The organism is Stenotrophomonas sp. LC732 (genome assembly GCF_052446685.1).
In the GTDB taxonomy this organism is placed as follows: domain Bacteria; phylum Pseudomonadota; class Gammaproteobacteria; order Xanthomonadales; family Xanthomonadaceae; genus Stenotrophomonas; species Stenotrophomonas muris.
Genome location: NZ_CP199214.1, coordinates 2,572,749 through 2,588,820 on the forward strand (window position 1 = coordinate 2,572,749; position 16,072 = coordinate 2,588,820).

The 16,072-nt window shown below is 66.5% G+C and carries 13 protein-coding genes and 6 tRNA genes; 10 read left to right on the forward strand and 9 right to left on the reverse strand.

Annotated features, from left to right (window positions below; genetic code table 11):
- Window positions 1–12 precede the first annotated feature (12 nt).
- The 3 genes from ACT6SE_RS12295 to ACT6SE_RS12305 are packed head-to-tail and all read left to right on the forward strand — an operon-like array spanning window position 13 to window position 3,977.
- On the forward strand, window positions 13–2,484 hold the full coding sequence (locus tag ACT6SE_RS12295; RefSeq protein WP_046431233.1) for a TonB-dependent receptor: 2,472 nt from the start codon (window positions 13–15) through the stop codon (window positions 2,482–2,484).
- Entirely contained in the window at window positions 2,471–3,271 is an 801-nt protein-coding gene (locus tag ACT6SE_RS12300; RefSeq protein WP_046431235.1) for a ChaN family lipoprotein, read from the forward strand. Before ACT6SE_RS12295 ends, ACT6SE_RS12300 begins: the two co-directional genes overlap by 14 nt.
- Window positions 3,264–3,977, forward strand: a complete 714-nt coding sequence (locus ACT6SE_RS12305) for an energy transducer TonB family protein (protein ID WP_046431238.1) — start codon at window positions 3,264–3,266, stop codon at window positions 3,975–3,977. The genes ACT6SE_RS12300 and ACT6SE_RS12305 overlap by 8 nt, the downstream gene beginning before the upstream one ends.
- Here the strand turns inward: ACT6SE_RS12305 and ACT6SE_RS12310 are convergent.
- The 8 genes from ACT6SE_RS12310 to ACT6SE_RS12345 all read right to left on the reverse strand — a co-directional run bounded on the left by ACT6SE_RS12310 (window position 3,974) and on the right by ACT6SE_RS12345 (window position 14,047).
- Window positions 3,974–4,408, reverse strand: a complete 435-nt coding sequence (locus ACT6SE_RS12310) for a RidA family protein (protein ID WP_046431240.1) — start codon at window positions 4,406–4,408, stop codon at window positions 3,974–3,976. The genes ACT6SE_RS12305 and ACT6SE_RS12310 overlap by 4 nt on opposite strands.
- Before the next feature lie 185 nt (window positions 4,409–4,593).
- Window positions 4,594–5,496 (reverse strand): cation diffusion facilitator family transporter, encoded by a 903-nt coding sequence (locus ACT6SE_RS12315; protein ID WP_014647524.1) that lies wholly within the window; start codon window positions 5,494–5,496, stop codon window positions 4,594–4,596.
- Between the two features lie 28 nt (window positions 5,497–5,524).
- Window positions 5,525–7,813 carry an Orn/Lys/Arg decarboxylase N-terminal domain-containing protein gene (locus ACT6SE_RS12320; protein WP_014647525.1) on the reverse strand — a complete coding sequence of 763 codons (2,289 nt, stop codon included), beginning with the start codon at window positions 7,811–7,813 and terminating at the stop codon, window positions 5,525–5,527.
- 20 nt (window positions 7,814–7,833) lie between these two features.
- Window positions 7,834–9,186: an arginine/agmatine antiporter gene (gene adiC / locus ACT6SE_RS12325; RefSeq protein ID WP_014647526.1), complete on the reverse strand. Its 1,353-nt coding sequence runs from the start codon at window positions 9,184–9,186 to the stop codon at window positions 7,834–7,836.
- A gap of 76 nt (window positions 9,187–9,262) precedes the next feature.
- Window positions 9,263–10,696 carry a DcaP family trimeric outer membrane transporter gene (locus tag ACT6SE_RS12330; protein ID WP_014647527.1) on the reverse strand — a complete coding sequence of 478 codons (1,434 nt, stop codon included), beginning with the start codon at window positions 10,694–10,696 and terminating at the stop codon, window positions 9,263–9,265.
- A 525-nt stretch (window positions 10,697–11,221) separates the two neighbouring features.
- Window positions 11,222–12,064, reverse strand: a complete 843-nt coding sequence (dsbG, locus tag ACT6SE_RS12335; RefSeq protein WP_014647528.1) for a thiol:disulfide interchange protein DsbG — start codon at window positions 12,062–12,064, stop codon at window positions 11,222–11,224.
- 30 nt (window positions 12,065–12,094) lie between these two features.
- The gene (locus ACT6SE_RS12340; RefSeq protein WP_444811001.1) at window positions 12,095–12,898 is read right to left on the reverse strand and encodes a redoxin family protein; all 804 of its coding nucleotides are present in this window, start codon (window positions 12,896–12,898) and stop codon (window positions 12,095–12,097) included.
- An 81-nt stretch (window positions 12,899–12,979) separates the two neighbouring features.
- Window positions 12,980–14,047: a GlxA family transcriptional regulator gene (locus tag ACT6SE_RS12345; protein WP_046431246.1), complete on the reverse strand. Its 1,068-nt coding sequence runs from the start codon at window positions 14,045–14,047 to the stop codon at window positions 12,980–12,982.
- A 186-nt stretch (window positions 14,048–14,233) separates the two neighbouring features.
- Between ACT6SE_RS12345 and ACT6SE_RS12350 the strand changes: the two genes are divergently transcribed.
- The 7 genes from ACT6SE_RS12350 to ACT6SE_RS12380 all read left to right on the forward strand — a co-directional run bounded on the left by ACT6SE_RS12350 (window position 14,234) and on the right by ACT6SE_RS12380 (window position 15,545).
- Entirely contained in the window at window positions 14,234–14,632 is a 399-nt protein-coding gene (locus ACT6SE_RS12350) for a heavy metal-responsive transcriptional regulator (protein WP_032957298.1), read from the forward strand.
- A gap of 78 nt (window positions 14,633–14,710) precedes the next feature.
- Window positions 14,711–14,786 (forward strand) — tRNA-Ala (locus ACT6SE_RS12355).
- Between the two features lie 54 nt (window positions 14,787–14,840).
- Window positions 14,841–14,916 (forward strand) — tRNA-Glu (locus tag ACT6SE_RS12360).
- Window positions 14,917–15,100: 184 nt separating this feature from the next.
- Window positions 15,101–15,176 (forward strand) — tRNA-Ala (locus ACT6SE_RS12365).
- Window positions 15,177–15,225: 49 nt separating this feature from the next.
- Window positions 15,226–15,301, forward strand: a tRNA-Glu gene (locus ACT6SE_RS12370).
- A 45-nt stretch (window positions 15,302–15,346) separates the two neighbouring features.
- Window positions 15,347–15,422: transfer RNA gene (locus tag ACT6SE_RS12375), tRNA-Ala, on the forward strand.
- Between the two features lie 47 nt (window positions 15,423–15,469).
- Window positions 15,470–15,545, forward strand: a tRNA-Glu gene (locus tag ACT6SE_RS12380).
- A 101-nt stretch (window positions 15,546–15,646) separates the two neighbouring features.
- On the opposite strand, the gene ACT6SE_RS12385 is transcribed toward ACT6SE_RS12380, so the two are convergent.
- Window positions 15,647–16,063 carry a GNAT family N-acetyltransferase gene (locus ACT6SE_RS12385; RefSeq protein WP_014647532.1) on the reverse strand — a complete coding sequence of 139 codons (417 nt, stop codon included), beginning with the start codon at window positions 16,061–16,063 and terminating at the stop codon, window positions 15,647–15,649.
- Between the last annotated feature and the right edge of the window lie 9 nt (window positions 16,064–16,072).

A 16,072-nucleotide genomic window follows, 5' to 3' on the forward strand; every position in this document is an offset into this window, starting at 1 on the left:
CTGGAGCTCCCGATGCTGTTTCACCGTCCCCTTGTCCTCGCCCTGTCACTGGCCTGCGCCGGTCCGCTTCCGTTGTTACCTGCCAGCGCACACGCGCAGGCCGCCTCCCGTCACTTCGATCTTCCTGCGCAACCGCTGGCCAGCGCGCTGGATGCCTACAGCCGGCTGACCGGTGTCGATCTGGTGATCGGCGCGGCATTGCCAGGCGGCCAGACGGCGCCGGCACTACGCGGACGGTTCGACGACGCGCAGGCCCTGTCGCGCCTGCTGGCCGGTAGCGGCCTGCGCCCCCGTTTCATCGACGCGCGCCGCGCCACCCTGGAACCGGCGCCGGCCGCCCCCTCAGATGGCAGCCGTCGAACCGGCCCGCTGCGCGTACAGGGCGATATCGCACACGGCCATTCCCCCGGTGCAGGCGCCAGCCAGTATGTCCCGGCGGCCCGCGATGGCTTTGCGCCCGCCGTCGGCAGCGAGCGCGTGGCGATGGCCGAACGCCAGGACGGCAACAGCCTGCTGCGTTCGATGCCCGGCACCCACAGTTTCCACTCGCGCAGCCAGCCCGGCCTGCAGGTCAACATCCGCGGCATGACCGGCGCCGGGCGGGTCAACACCATGATCGATGGTGTCACCCAGACCTTCCGCAACAACGCGGGCCATGGCTCCGGCGGTCCGTTCGCCTACGTCGACCCTTTCCTGCTGGCCGGTGTGGACGTGCAACGCGGTGCGGTCGCCGGTGGTGATGGTGCCGGCACGCTGGCCGGCAGTGCCAATTTCCGCACGCTGGACATCGACGACCTGCTCGGCGAAGGCCGTGACTGGGGCCTGCGTGCGGGCTATCGCCATGGCAGCAACGGCTATGGCAGCGGCCGCACCTTCGCCGGCGCATGGCGCCACAGCGAGGACGGCGGTGACCGTCAGTTCGGCCTGCTGGCCGCTGCCAGCAGCAGTCGCAGCGGCGAGTACGCCACGGCACGCGGGCAGAAGAACAATGCCGACCCCGGCAGCCAGCAGCCCAGCAGCTGGCTGTTGAAAGCACGCCTGCAGCCCAGTGACCAGCATCGGCTGGACCTGAGCCACATGCGCTACGAAAACGACTTCTACCACAACTACCCGTGGCAGATTTCCGCACGCAACCAGCGCGCCAGCTACCACTACACGCCCTACACGCCGTGGATCGACCTGCGCGCGACCTTCGCCGGCAACAAGACCCGGCTGTTCTATCCACCCGTGGAGGATTCCAGCTACATCGGCCGCCGCACCCACAGCAGCCTGAGCAGCTGGACGCTCGACAACACCAGCCGCTTCGATATCGGTGCACTGCAGGCACGCTGGAACACCGGCATCAAGCACCAGTCGGACGTCTACGTGGCCGACACCCCCATCCTGCGCGGCGCCAACCCCCAGGGCCGCAGCCAGCTGGACGGCGTGTTCAGCACGCTGGAACTGCAGTACGACATCTACGCGCTGACTGCAGGCCTGCGCCAGGATCGCTATGGCATCCGCGGCCACGTCCCGGTGTGCTCGGATGTGCCTGGCCAGTGCGCCGAGATCAACGGCGGCGGCATCGACGTGCGCCGTACCCAGCGCGCACTCAGCCCCAGCCTGGCGGTATCGTGGCAGGCCACCGACTGGCTGCAACTGTTCGCCGAAGCCTCGCGTACTTCCCGCCCGCCGCGGGTGCAGGAGATGTTCTTCGAGAAGATCCCGCTGGAAGGCATGAGCGATGCCGACGGCGTGGGTGCCAACCCGTTCCTGCGCCGTGAGCGCTCGCGCAACCTGCAGTTCGGCGCCAACCTCAGCGCCTCCTCGCTGCTGACCGACGGTGACCTGGCGCAGCTGCGCGTCACCCGCTTCGACAACCGCATCCGCGACTACATCAAGCCGCAGTACCTGCTGATCGTGCACCCGCCGGAGGTGGGGCCTTTCGTGGTACCGATCGACAGCGATCAGCAGCTCACTGCCTGGACCGATGCCCTGGACGTGGACGACTTCAGCACCACCACGCGCTGGATGAACCACCCCGGCGTGGTGCGCATGCGCGGTATCGAGCTGGAAGCGCACTACGCCAGCGCGCACTACCACGCCACGCTGAGCTGGACCCGCTCGCGCACCAGTGCGCCTGCCATCGAATTCGTCAACCTGGAAGACATCACCGCCCTGCCCGACCGCTTCTGGACGTTGGATGTCGGCGGCCGCTGGTGGCAGCAGCGCGTGCAGGCCGGCCTGCGCGCCGAATACTCCGGGCCCACCGAAGAAGGCTACGACTTCTTCCAGACCCGCAGGACCGGCGGTACCGGTGTACTGCTCGACTTCTACGCCAGCTTCAAGCCCCAGCCCAACACCACGCTGTGGCTGAACATCGAAAACCTGCAGAACAAGGCCTATGACAACAATGCCTCGATCGACAGCATCTTCAGCCCGATCCTGGACCGCGGCAACGGCCGTGGCCGCACCGTCTCGATGGGCGTCAATGTGGCGTTCTAGCCGTCGCTGGCTGCCGCTGTGCCTGCTCGCACTGGCCGCAATCGCCAGCGCGCAGCCGATGCCCGGCACGGTGATCGACCTGGCCAGCGGGCAGCGCCTGGACGAAGCCGCGTTCGTGAAGCGTGCAGCGAACGCCCCGCGGCTGCTGCTGGGCGAACGCCACGACCTGACCGGTGACCACGCCGCCCAGCGCTGGCTGCTGCACGCGCTGCAACGGCAGCGTCCACAAGGTGCGCTGGTGATGGAGATGATCGCCAGTGAACGCCAACCGCGCCTGCAGCGGGTGCAGCGCTGGCTGGCCAAGGGCAACCATGCCGATGGTGCGCACCTGCAGGCGCTGCTGGGCTGGGATACACGCTGGCCGTGGGCCACCTATGGCGGGCTGGTACAGGACGCCACCGCCGCCGGCATCCCCCTGTTCGGCGGCAACCTGTCGCGTGCCGAGGTCGATGCGCTGCTTGCCTCCAACACGTCGGTGCGGTTTCCGATGCCCACCGCCCGGCAACGCCTGTCGGCCGTGGTGCTGGCCCAGCACGCAGACGCCGCACCGATGCTGGAAGGGATGCTGGCCGTGCAACAGGCCCGCGACACCCGCATGGCACAGGCACTGACCGCAGCCCCTGCACCCGCGCTGCTGGTGGCCGGCCGCTGGCATGTACTGCGCGGCACCGGCGTGCCGGGCTACCTGCCATCGGAGGTACCGGCACTGGTGATCGCGCTTGCGTCACCCGACGAAGGCGTCGATGCGGCCGACGCCGATCTGCTGTGGGTGCCGGGCGATGAGTGAACGCGGCCAACACTGGCAGGCGATTGCCATCAGCATCGGCCTGCACCTGTTGCCCTTGCTGCTGTTGGTGCACTGGATGGCCGCGCCACCGTTGCTGCCGCCGCCTGAGCAGGATGTGCGCATCAGCCTGCGCCTGCTGGCACCGGCTACGCCTCCCCAGCCGGTCGAAGAGCGCCTGGCCGACACCCCCAGCCAGGCGCAGCAGGCGCGCGCGTCGCAACCGGCGAAGTCGCCCCCTCCGCCAAAGCCCACCGCCGCGCGCGAGGGCGAGGTGGCCGCCAGCGAGCTCGGTGGCCCTGGCCGGCAAGCCCTGCCGGTCGCCCCGCCTGCGGCCGTGACCGATGCAAGTCCCGCACCGGCATCGATCACGGCCGCGCCGCCCGCTCCCGACGCACCACCGGCGGACTTCCAGGCCGGCGCCGCCAGCGACCAGTGGGAAGCCCGCCTGATGGCGCGGCTGGAGCGTTATCGCTACTATCCCGCCGTCGCGCGCTCGCGCCGGCAGCAGGGAACGGCCTGGGTCAGGGCCAGCATCGATCGCGAGGGACGCCTGCAGGCCCTGCGGCTGGAGCAGTCCAGCGGCCAACCGATGCTCGACGACGCCGCACTGCAGACGTTCCGCCGCGCGCAGCCGCTGCCGCCCATTCCCATGGAAATGAAGGCACCGCAGGAACTGGTGGTGCCGGTGGAGTACTACCTGCGCTAGCCGGCGTAGGCCTCCGCCTCGATCTCGAACAGCATGCCGTCCAGCGCCAGCCGTGGCACAGGAATCAGGGTGCAGGTCGGCGCTGCGCCGTTCGGCCAACGCCGCCGTACCTGCCGGGCGATGATGCCCAGCCGGTCCTCGTCGTGGTCGACCACCAGGATGCGCAACCGCGCGACATCGGCCAGGCTGGCCTGCGCCGAACGCAATGCGATCTGCAGGTTGTCCAGTGCCTGCTCGACCTGTTCCCCGAAGCCGGGGGAGAGATGACCATCGGCATCCTCACCGCCCTGCCCGGCGATATGGATCACCCGGGCGGGAAGGCGCACCACCGCCACGTGCGAGTAGCCGTTGGCCGAGGGGTCGTAAAGCCCCGCAGGATTGAACAGTTCCAGCAGGCCGTGACTGAGGTCCGGGGTGGTCAACAGGTTCATGCCGCATGCCTCGTGGGGGATGCGAGGCAGTCTGCGACCTCAACCAGAGTTGAGGTCAAACCGAGCCGCTGCAACAGTCCGGTCCGCCATGCGCAACGATCGTGCCCACGTGTAGAGCCGAGCCCACGCTCGGCTGCTCAGCGCGAATGGCAGCCGAGCATGGGCTCGGCTCTACCGTTCACGGCTCACGTCCACGCCGGGTCTGCGGTGAAATCAATGGTCAGCCAGAACGTGCTGCCCCGAGCATCCAGCCGCACCGCGATCTCGTCACGCATCGCATCGACCTCACCCACCGAGCCCAAGGGCGTCGCCGGATCGGCCAATACGTGGATCTCGATGAAGCGCATCCGCCCCATCTTCGCCACATGGCTGGTGAAACCGGCATAGCCACGCTCGGCCACGAACGCCTGCATCACCTGCTGCACGCGCCGGTCCAGATCATCCGGCGCCACCTGCAGCACTTCGCGCATGGCCTTCCACGCGCTGCGCGCCGGCACCGGCAGCATCGCCAGGCTGATCAATGCCAGCACGATCGAATCCAGGTACGGCACCCAATGGTGCCACTCACCACCGTGCAGGACCAGCGCCAACACGAAGGCCAGCACCACTGCCAGGCTCATCAACCCGCCCAGCAGCCAGCCACGCACATCCAGCCATAACAGCGCCGAGCGCAGATGCCGCGCCCGCTGCGCAACGAACGCCGCCATCGCCAGGTTGCTGGCACTCAGCAGCGCCGCCCACCACAGCGCGGGCCCGAATTTCACTTCGTGCCCGCCCGTGGTCAGGCCGATCACCGCGTTGGCCAGCGCATACACGCAGGCCAGCGACAGGATCACACCACCCAGCGCTTCGACCATCGGCTCCAGGTGCCAGTAGCCGTACTGGAAGCGCGGGCTTTGTTCCCGCGCCACCAGCCGCAGCACCGACAACGACACCAGGGTCAGGGCGACGTCGACCAGGCTGTACACGCCGTCGAACAGGATGGCCTGCGATCCCACCAGCAGGCCACCGCCGAAGCCGACCGCGCTCACCGCAAGGGTGACCCCGATCGAGAACGTCAGGATGCGTTGCTCGCGCGCGGTATCCATCGTTCGCCGATGAGCCGACCGTTACGGGTCAGGCCTTCAGCACCTCCACCTTGTACGAGACCGCATCACCCTCCTGCTCGATGATGAGCCCGTGCACGTCCGATTCGAAGCCCGGGAAACGGGCGTTCTGCTCGCGGGCGATGCGCAGCGACTGGATGATCGGCTCGTCGCTGTCGCCGAAGCGCTCGCCCGGCATGATGGTCGGGATGCCCGGCGGGTACGGCACCAGCATGGTCGCCGCGATGCGGCCACTGATCTGCTCGATGTCGACCCGCTCGATCTCGCCCTTGACCAGGTGGTTGTAGGCATCGGCCGGGGTCATCACCGGCGTCGGCAGGTCCACGTACATCTCGCGCATCACCTTGGCCACGGCAAATTCCTGGTTGAACGCATGCAGCGCGTCGCACAGGTCACGCAGGCCCCAGCCAGCGTAGGCATTCGGATAATCGGCGGCCAGCGTCGGCAGTGCCTGGCTCAGCGGCGCATTGCGGTCGTACAGTTCCTTGAACGCCATCAGCTCGGTGACCAGGGTGCTCCACTTGCCCTTGGTGATGCCCATCGAGAACAGGAACAGCACCGAGTACAGGTTGGTCTTCTCCACGGTGATGCCGCGGCCCCACAGGAACTTGCTCAGCACCGCCGCCGGGATGCCCAGCCTGCCCATGCTGCCGTCCATTGCCAGGCCCGGGGTCAGCAGGGTCACCTTGATCGGGTCGATCAGAACATAGTCATCCACCAGGTTCTCGAAGCCGTGCCAGTGCGCATCCGGCTGCAGGTACCACTCCTCGCGCTTGGCCACCATCGGTGCCGGCGTATCGCCCTTGTCCAGGCTGCGCTCGACCTGGGTCGGCTGCCACACGCTGAACCACCAGTCGTCGCGGCCGAGATCATCGCGGACGTGCAGCATCGCGCGGCGGAAGGCGATCGCCTCGTCGTGCATTTCCTGCACCAGCGAACGGCCGGCGTCGCCTTCCATCATCTTCGACGCCACATCGCAGGCCGCGATCACCCCGTAGTGCGGGCTGGTCGAGGTGTGCATCATGAACGATTCGTTGAAGCGCTCGGCATCGAGGTTGCGTTGCGCCGAGTTGCGCACGTGGATCATCGAGGCCTGCGAAAACGCCGCCAGCAGCTTGTGGGTGGAATGCGTGGTGAAAATGATCGCATCCTGCTCACGCGGCTTGCCCTTGGCCATGCCGTAGTGGTTCTCGTAGAACGGGTGGAACGCGGCGTAGGCGTACCAGGCTTCGTCGAAATGCAGGAAATCGACTGCGCTGCCGATCTCGTCAGCGATCTTCTCGGCGTTGTAGCACAGGCCGTCGTAGGTCGAGTTGGTGACCACCGCGATGCGCGGCTTGGAGCCGGCCTTGTAGGCCTGGCTGGCCAGCGGATTGGCGGCGATGCGCTGCTGCAGCGACTCCGGCGTGAACTGGTCCAGGCTGATCGGGCCGATGATCCCGTGCGCGTTGCGGCTGGGCGTGAAGTACACCGGCACCGCACCCGTCATGATCAGCGCGTGCAGCAGCGACTTGTGGCAGTTGCGGTCAACGAACACCACGTCGCCGCGGGCCACCGTGCCATGCCAGACGATCTTGTTGGCGGTGGAGGTGCCGTTGGTGACGAAGAAGGTGTGGTCGGCACCGAAGTTGCGTGCCGCCTCGTTCTCGGCATCCTTGATCGGGCCGGTGTGATCGAGCAGCGAGCCCAGCTCCGGCACCGAGATCGACAGATCGCTGCGCAGGGTGTTCTCGCCATAGAACTGATGGAATGCGCGGCCGACCGGCGACTTGGTGAATGCCACGCCGCCGGCATGGCCCGGCGTATGCCAGGAATAGTTCGACTCGGCCGCATGATGGATCAGCGCCTTGAAGAACGGCGGCAGCAGGTTCTTCATGTAGTCTTCGGCCGCGCGCATCACCTGCCGCGAGATGAAGCTCTTGGTGTCTTCGAACAGGAAGATGAAACCGTGGATGTACTTGAGCAGCTTGCTCGGCACCTTCTCGATGGTGCGGCGCTCGCCGTACAGGAACACCGGCAGATTGGCACGGCGTGCGCTCTGCTCGCGCAGGAAGGCGGTCAGGCGCTGGAACTCGCCATCCACCTCTTCGCTGCCATCGATCGAGATCAGCACCGCCGAGGCCGCCACGTAGGTGCGGGCACCGGCCCGGGCGTCATCCAGGTTCAGCCCGCACAGCACGCGCTGGTCGTTGCTGCGCAGCTCTTCCACCAGCGCACGGATCAGGATGCCACCGATGCGCGGCGACTCGTAGTCGTTGTCGATGACAATGACCGGGTAGTCCAGGGACTTGAAGTACACGTTGATTCTCCTTGTCGAACTCAGGAATGCCGGGCGCCGGCGCTGATCGCCGAGGCCTCGCGGGCGCGCTGCCGCTGCTGGCGGCGCTCCTCGCTGAAGAAGGGATAGAACACGGTGATGAACAGCACGAACAGGAAGGCGTACTGCACGATGGTCCCCGACGAGCCGTAGATCGCCCACAGGCAGTACACGACGGTCAGGCTGGTCAGCGTCCAGAACGCACCGGTGTGGACCAGGGTGTGCGAACGCTCGACCACGAAGTAGCACGCCACGCACGAGTAGATGTAGGGCAGCAGGGTCAGCACCACGGCCGCCGACGTGATCACGTCGAACTGGGCCGACGCGGTTTCCGAGGTGGAGGTCACCAGCACCGCCAGGGTCATCAGCACCGCCACGATCAGCACGCCCTTGACCGGCACGTCGTCCTTGTTGGTCTTGCTGAAGATGCTCGGGAACAGGCCGTCATCCGACGCTGCCTTGGCACTCTGCGCGGTCAGCAGGATCCAGCCACCCAGCGAGCCGGCGGCACCGATGAAGGCGCACAGGCTGACCAGCGCGCCGCCCCAGCCACCGACCGCCTTGGCCGCCGCCAGCGCGAACGGTGCGTCGGACACCTGCAGTTCCGCGTTCGGCACCATGCCCATGATCACCGACGAACTGGCGATGTAGGCGATGGCAGCCAGGAACACGCCGGCCAGCGTCGCGCGGGCGACGTTCTTCTCCGGATTTTCGACCACACCGGCAGTCACCGATGCAGACTCGACGCCGATGAAGGCCCACAGGGTCAGTGCCGCAGCGCTCGAGATCGCACCGAAGTTCGACTCGCCAGACACGTTGTAGGCGCCCTTGAAGATGTCGGCATCGAAGAAGAACCAGCCGAAAATGGCGATGCCCAGGATCGGCACCAACGCAAAGCTGGTGGTGACCGTCTGCACGCGGCTGACGAAGGCCGGACCGATCACGTTGGCAAAGCTCAGTGCCCACACCAGCACCAGCACCGCGACGCAACGCACCAGCGGCTCGGACAGGATCGGGAAGAAATAGCTGAAATAGCCCACCGCCGCGATCGGAATGGCGACGTTGCCGATCCAGTTGGCGAACCAGTAGATGGTGTTGGTCTGGAAGCCCATGTACGGCCCGAACCAGTCGCGCGCGTAGGCATAGGGACCGCCCGCCTTGGGTGCGAGCTTGCCCAGCTTGGCGAACACGAAGGCCAGCAGCAGCGCACCGGCGGTGGTGATCAGCCAGCCCCAGATCGAGGCGGTACCGATCTTGGCCAGGCTGGACGGCAACAGGAACACGCCTGAGCCCATCATGTTGCCGGCGACGAGGAAGGTGGCTCCGACCACCCCGATTTTCTTTGCTTCTGCCATGACGATCTCCGGTACTGGCATGAGCCCGGCAGCACCGGGCGTGGGGACGGTTACGCTGGCGTACGACCGCTGGCGTCTATTTGATGAAGTTGTATTGCAGGCTGCCCTGCACCCGGACCGTGTCGCCGCGTGCGCCGCCCTGCTGTTCCAGCCGGCCGTACAGCAGCTCCATGCCCATCGTCCAGGACGGCGCCGGGCTCCAGATCAGGTTGAACACGCCGTAGCGGCTCTGCCGGAATGCATCAGCGGCGAGTGCGGCGTTGCGCTCCAGGGTCAGCTGGCCAAAGATCAGGTTGGAGCGCCACAGCGCGGACCAGTAATGGGTGTAGCCGACGAAACCGCCGTGCAGGTCCAACGCGGCGAGGCGGCCATCGGCACCGACCACTGCGTCCAGTCCGGAGCCGGTCAGGTCGGCGGTGTAGCGACTGAGGCCGCGCCCGCCGAGTACGCCGAACAGCAGCAGGTCGCGCTCGCCCACTGACGCCGAGCCGCTCAGCTGCAGGCCACCGGCCATGCGCCGGTCGCGCTCGCCATCGCCGTCGTAGGCCAGGCTGCGTGCCACCGCGCCCAGCTGCAGGTGGCCCCAGTCGCGCTCCAGGCGCGCGGTCACGGTCACATCGGGCAGGCGGTTGACTGCCGTGCGAGCATCGCTGGCGCCGGCGAGTTCAGTCTTCGGGTCTTCAGCAGCGACGGTCAGGGTGTTGCCCTTGCCTATCGCAAAACTGTGGTGAATGCCCGCCACCAGCAGGTATCCGGCGCCGCCCGGCCCGGCGAAGTCAAGCGTATCGGGCAGGCTGTCCGGGTCCATGAAGCTGGAGTAGCCATAGCCGGCATAGGTGTTGCCAAGCTGTCCATAGGCGTGTCGCAGGCGGAACTCATACCCCTCACTGCTGCCGAAGAAATCGTTCTCCAGGTAGAAACGCAGGTTGCCGTGCGTGGTCGGGCGCCGCGCCTCGAAGCTGAAGCGGGTCTGCTTGGCATGGATGTTGAAGTTGGAGACATCGCGATGGCTGCCACCCACCGGCATCGACGACGGAATGAACTGATCTTCGTCACCGGCCGCACGCGAATCGGCAATCGCATCGAGCTTGGCGTAGCCGCCGATGCGGATCACCGTATCGGTGCCGGGAATGGTGAAGAAGCCTTTCAGATCGGGGTCGGTCGGACCGGCTGCGCTGTCGGGACGCGACGCCGCCGTTGAGGGATCGGCCACCGATTCGCGCTGCGGCAGCACCGGTTGCGCCACGCCCGGCACCTGGGTCGGGTGCAGCATGCTGGCGCTGCCGCCCGCCGTTGCTGCCGGGGTCGGGGCCTGCGCCACGGCGGCAGGCGCTGAGCCCTCGCGCTGCTCAAGCCGATCCAGGCGCTGCTGCATGCCTTCCAATGCCTGGCGCATGGCAGCGATTTCCTGCCGCAACGCCTGCGCATCTTCCTGGCCATGCTGCTGCGCATACGCTGGCGCGATCGCCAGTGCGGTCGAACAGGCCAGACTCAGTACCGCCAAGCGCATTGCATCCTCCCTGGACAAACATTCGCAGCGCGCTGGTCGGATACAGGCGCACAGTGCCCTGGCCTCGCGTCGCCGTTGCTGGAAATGCGGATACTGCGTTGACGACACCGGCCAGCCTGCATCCGGCAGGCAACAGGACGATGACACTGCCCTGCCCGCACCGGTGTCGAGCCCATCAAGGCCGCGCTGCCAGAGAGGTGGCGACCGCAGCGGTCTGGGTAACAATCGGGGAGTGAGAGTGTCGTGAATGGCTGTGCCGACCGCCCTGGTTCAAGGCATGTCTGGCGCGGCATCCATGGCGCGTTGACGCTGTATTCCATGCGTCAACAGGCTAATCCGCCTGTCGTTTTTGACCTTGATTGGAATCAAGGCGCGATGCTTGATGTCAGTCACGATTCAGATGTGACGACGAACAGCTGCTGCGCAGCCCTGCTGCCCTCTCCGCCCGCCGCAGGAGCGCCGAAATGCAACAGGCCCGCATGCTGCCATGCGGGCCTGTCGGTTACATCACGACGTTGGCGGCGATCAGCGCGGACCCAGCACCGTCTGCAGGTCGGCGCCCTGCGGCAGGCCCGCGCGACGCTGCACCTGCCCTTGTCCATCCTGGAACAGGATGCCCGGCGTGCCCTGGAAGCCCATCTCGATCATCAGGACCTGGTTGGCATCAAGCTTGCCTGCGATCTCGCGGCTGATGCTCGGTAGCGCCTTGATGCCGCCACGGTCGAACTGGTGCTCATTCTCCAGCAGCGCCGCGCTCGGATCACGCGCGGCGAGGATGGCGGCGGCCTTGGCCGGGCTGTCCTCGCGGATCACGCCAACCATGATGTGGCGCAACTGCACCTTGCCGGCGTCAACCCACGGACGCGCCGCTTCCCAGAACTTGTGGCAGTACGGGCAGTTGGCATCGCTGAAGGTATAGACCACACGCGGTGCATCGGCCTTGCCGTCACGCACCCAGGCGCTGGCTTCCAGCTTGGTCCACATCTTGGCCGACATCGGTGCAGCGACCAGCTTCTCCACCGCCTCGGCGGCCACATCGTTGCCTTCGGCATCGAACAGGCTGCCCACCAGCACATGCTTGCCGTCGGCGGTCACGTACGCGGCGGCGGGCTGCTGCCCCCCCACCACGCCGGCGAAGCCACGCAGGCCACCCGGTGCATCAAACTCGGCAACGACTTCGAAGCCGTGCTTCTCGATGCCTTTCAGCACTGCGGGACGGTCGCCCTTTGCCGCGGTGGCCGGAGCGCCGGCGGCCGGCGCTGCCGCCGTCTTGCCCGGCGGGGTCTGGGCCTGGCTGCAGGCGGCCAATGCCAGCATGACCGGCAGCAACAGCACCGCCGGAGCGATGCGCAGGGAAGTCGACAACATGGGAACTCCGTAATGAGATGCCCGCGCAGGCTACCGCAGCCGGCGCAGTTTGTGTTCAAGACCCGCCGCCGTCAGTTCGCCAAGGTGCAGTTCACGCAGGCGACCTTCGGCGTCGAAGAACAGCGTCGACGGATAGGCCTGCACACCCAGCACGGTTGACGCCGAGGCGGTATCGTCCAGCAGCACATTGCCCAGCCGGAGCTGTTCGGATGCAATGAAACCCTTCACTTCGTCCAGGGTTTCCCCCTGGTTGAGGAACACGAACTGCACGTCGGTGTGGGTCTGCTGTGCGGATGCCAGCACCGGCATCTCGCGCCGGCAGGGCCCACACCAGCTGGCCCAGAGATTCAGCACCAGTGGCTTGCCCCGGAACTGCTGCAGGTCGATCACGCGCCCCTGCAGATCGGCCACCTGCACCGCCGGCAGCGGCATCCGCTGCTCCTGCCAGGCTGCCAGCAGGTGGCTGCCCACCACCCACGACACCACGCCCACCAGTGCGCCCGCCAGCACCGGCGCACGCAACGCGCGCCAGAGCCGCAGCCGCCAGGTGCCCCACGCCAGGCCCGCAGCCAGCACGACTGCAAGGTGATACCCACCGTCGGCGATCTGCAGGATGCTCCACGGGGCCTCACGGTAAAGCGCGAAGTTCAAGGCGACGAAGCTGATGCGTCCGCACAGCAGGCCGATCAGCAACATGTCCAGAACCAGGCTGGCCGCGGAAGGCACTGCCATCCCGTCTTTCCTACGCGGCCACAGGCGTGCTACCGCCATGGCCAGCAGCACGCACATCAGGATGAACACCACCGGCATCGGCACCGGTCCCACACTCGACATCAGCCCACCTGCCCCATCATCCGTTACCTGCATGGTCGAAGCGTCGCGCCCAGGTTGCAAGCGCGACGCCTACTGCAGGCATCAGGCCACGCTGCGCGGCATCTGCATGCCGGGCGCCGGTTGCAGCCCGCGCAGGCTGCCTGCCACCGATGGCAACAGCGGCCGCTCGCGCCGCTTGTTGTTGACCAGCCGGCGATAGTTGGCCGGCGTCATTCCAACAATGCGCAGGAACAGGCGACGGAATGCGCTCTGGTCGGCATAGCCCACGCCCCAGGCCACTTCATCGATGCCCGCCCCCTGCTGCAACAGCGTCTGCGCCTTGGCGATACGCAACCGCTGGCAATACTCGATCGGGCGCAGGCCGGTGGCCTTCAGGAAGCGCCGCTGCAGGGTGCGCGGCTCCAGCCCGGAAATCTCACAGATCGCACCGAGCGTGGCGCCGCGCGCAGCGGTGGTATGCAGCCAGCGTTGCGCCTTCAGTACGTCGCGATCGCCGTGGGCGAAGTTGGCACTGAAACGCTCGAGATCCTGCTGGATCGCCGCCGGAACCGTGATCCCCAGCTGCTGCGCCACGGAACTCGCCACGCCCTGGCCGTGCAGCCGGTACAGCAGGCGCAGGGCGAGGAAGCGCCAGGCCTGGGAACCGGCCACCGTCAGCAGGTCGCCGTCATCGACCAGCGCGCGCTCGCTGGGTACCCAGCTGGCCGACTGCCCCTGCAGGCCCGGATGGCGCCCGAGGTCCGGACCACTGACGGTGCGCCCAGCCAGCAGACCGGCGCGTGCCAGCATGCTGACACCGTCGCTGGCGGCAGCCAGCAGACTGCCACCGTCGTAATGCGCGCGCAGCCAATCCAGCAGCACCTCATCGGCGCGCAGGCAGACGCCCTGGCTGATCTGGCCAGGCACGGCGATCACGGCGGGGATGTCCGCCTCGAGCATCTCCGCGCCGGCAATGCGATGCACGCCGGTCTGGCTGGCCGGCACGATCCAGCGGGTCACCAGGACACGCTTGAACGGACGGCGCTGCTGCTGGGCAAGCCGGTTGGCGACATGTGCCATCTCGGTCAGCACGGAGGCGGCCGACGGGTCGCCTCCCGGGTATTCGACCACCGCGACCTCGACGAATCCTTCGTTCCTGAATCCTTCCACAGACCATCTCCTCGGTTCGTTGCAGGCCGTCCAGCGGCCGGTTCAGGCGCAGGGTAGGAACTGCCACGACGGTGGGGCTATGAAGAAAGTTGCAAAGTGCGCTGAATGCGCCGTCAGCGACGGGACCTTGACCCTGGACCAGACTCAAGGCTTCACAATGAGCGGCAGCATCCGCAGGAATCCGCCATGAACATTGGTCAACTGGCACGCCAGGCCGGCGTGCCGATCGATACGGTGCGCTACTACGAACGCCAGCAGTTGCTGCCCACGGCGGCACGCTCGGCCGGGGGCTACCGCATCTTCGGTGAGCAGGACCTGCGCCGGCTGCGCTTCATCCGCCGCGCCAAGACGCTGGGCTTCAGCCTGGAAGAAATCGCCGAACTGCTGGCGCTCAGTGACCGCCACTCACAGGACATGGGCAGTGTGCGCGACACGGCGCAGGCCCGGCTGCAGGACATTGCACAACGCATGGCCGAACTGCAGCGCATGCACACCGCGCTTTCTCAGCTGGTCGACGCCTGCCCCGGCCACGGCACGCTGGATCAGTGCCCGATCCTGGCGGCGCTGACCGACGACGCGGCATAGCAACGCGCGTGAAGAAAAGTGCAACAAATGCTTGCCAACCCCCGGGGGCAAGGCTATTATTTCGCTCCTCAGCGACGTGGGGCCATAGCTCAGCTGGGAGAGCGCCTGCATGGCATGCAGGAGGTCAGCGGTTCGATCCCGCTTGGCTCCACCAATCTTTCGGCATTAGGCCGTCGAAAGGTCGCTAAAGAACATTGATGAGAATTGCGTCCCCATCGTCTAGAGGCCTAGGACATCACCCTTTCACGGTGGCGACCGGGGTTCGAATCCCCGTGGGGACGCCACTCATCACGAACAACGAGGACCCGGCCGATAACCGGGTCTTTTTTGTTCACCGCCTACCGGCATTCAGGTTGTGGCGTTGCGGTTCCCCTGCCCTCGTGGCGACGGTCGAACCGGAACGAAAAAAGTTCAAAAAAAACTTCCACAAACGTGAACACGCAGGTATGATAGGCGGCTCGGTAACAAGGGGCCATAGCTCAGCTGGGAGAGCGCCTGCATGGCATGCAGGAGGTCAGCGGTTCGATCCCGCTTGGCTCCACCACTTTCGACATTAGGCCGTCGAAGGTTCTACAACTTGAAGTTTTTCGTGCGTCCCCATCGTCTAGAGGCCTAGGACATCACCCTTTCACGGTGGCGACCGGGGTTCGAATCCCCGTGGGGACGCCAGTTTCAAAACGGACTCTGCTCCCGGCAGATCATCCGGAGTTTCATGGGGCCATAGCTCAGCTGGGAGAGCGCCTGCATGGCATGCAGGAGGTCAGCGGTTCGATCCCGCTTGGCTCCACCACTTCGACATTAGGCCGTCGAAGGATCTACAACTTGAAGTTTTCGTGCGTCCCCATCGTCTAGAGGCCTAGGACATCACCCTTTCACGGTGGCGACCGGGGTTCGAATCCCCGTGGGGACGCCAATTCTTGAAAACCCCGACTCCGGTCGGGGTTTTTCTTTGCCTGTGATTCCTGGGAAGGCCCTATCCACGCATGGTGTGGATGGCTTCACCCCGATTACGGCTCAGAACCGCCGATACATCCCGATCGATGCCGGTGCCGTGGGCGCGAAACCAAACTGTGCGTACAACCGATGCGCCTCGCCATCGGCCAGCAGGCTGACGTACGCCGATGGCGGCAGGTTGGCCTGCATCCAGCCATCCAGGCGCCGCATCACTTCCTTGCCCAGGCCCTGCCCCTGCAACCGCGGCAGCACCGCGATATCACAGACCTGCAGGTGGCAGCCGCCATCGCCGACGATACGGCCCATCGCCACCAGCTCAGTGCCCTGGTAGGCACACACGCCGAACAGCGTATTGGGCAGCGCGCGGGCGGCCGCTTCCCGGGCCTTGGCACTGAGGCCTGCAAGCACGCGCAACCGGCAGTAGTCCTCGACCGTGGGCACGGCTTCGCGGAACTGGCAGGTGATGGAATCAGTCATGCGGCATCT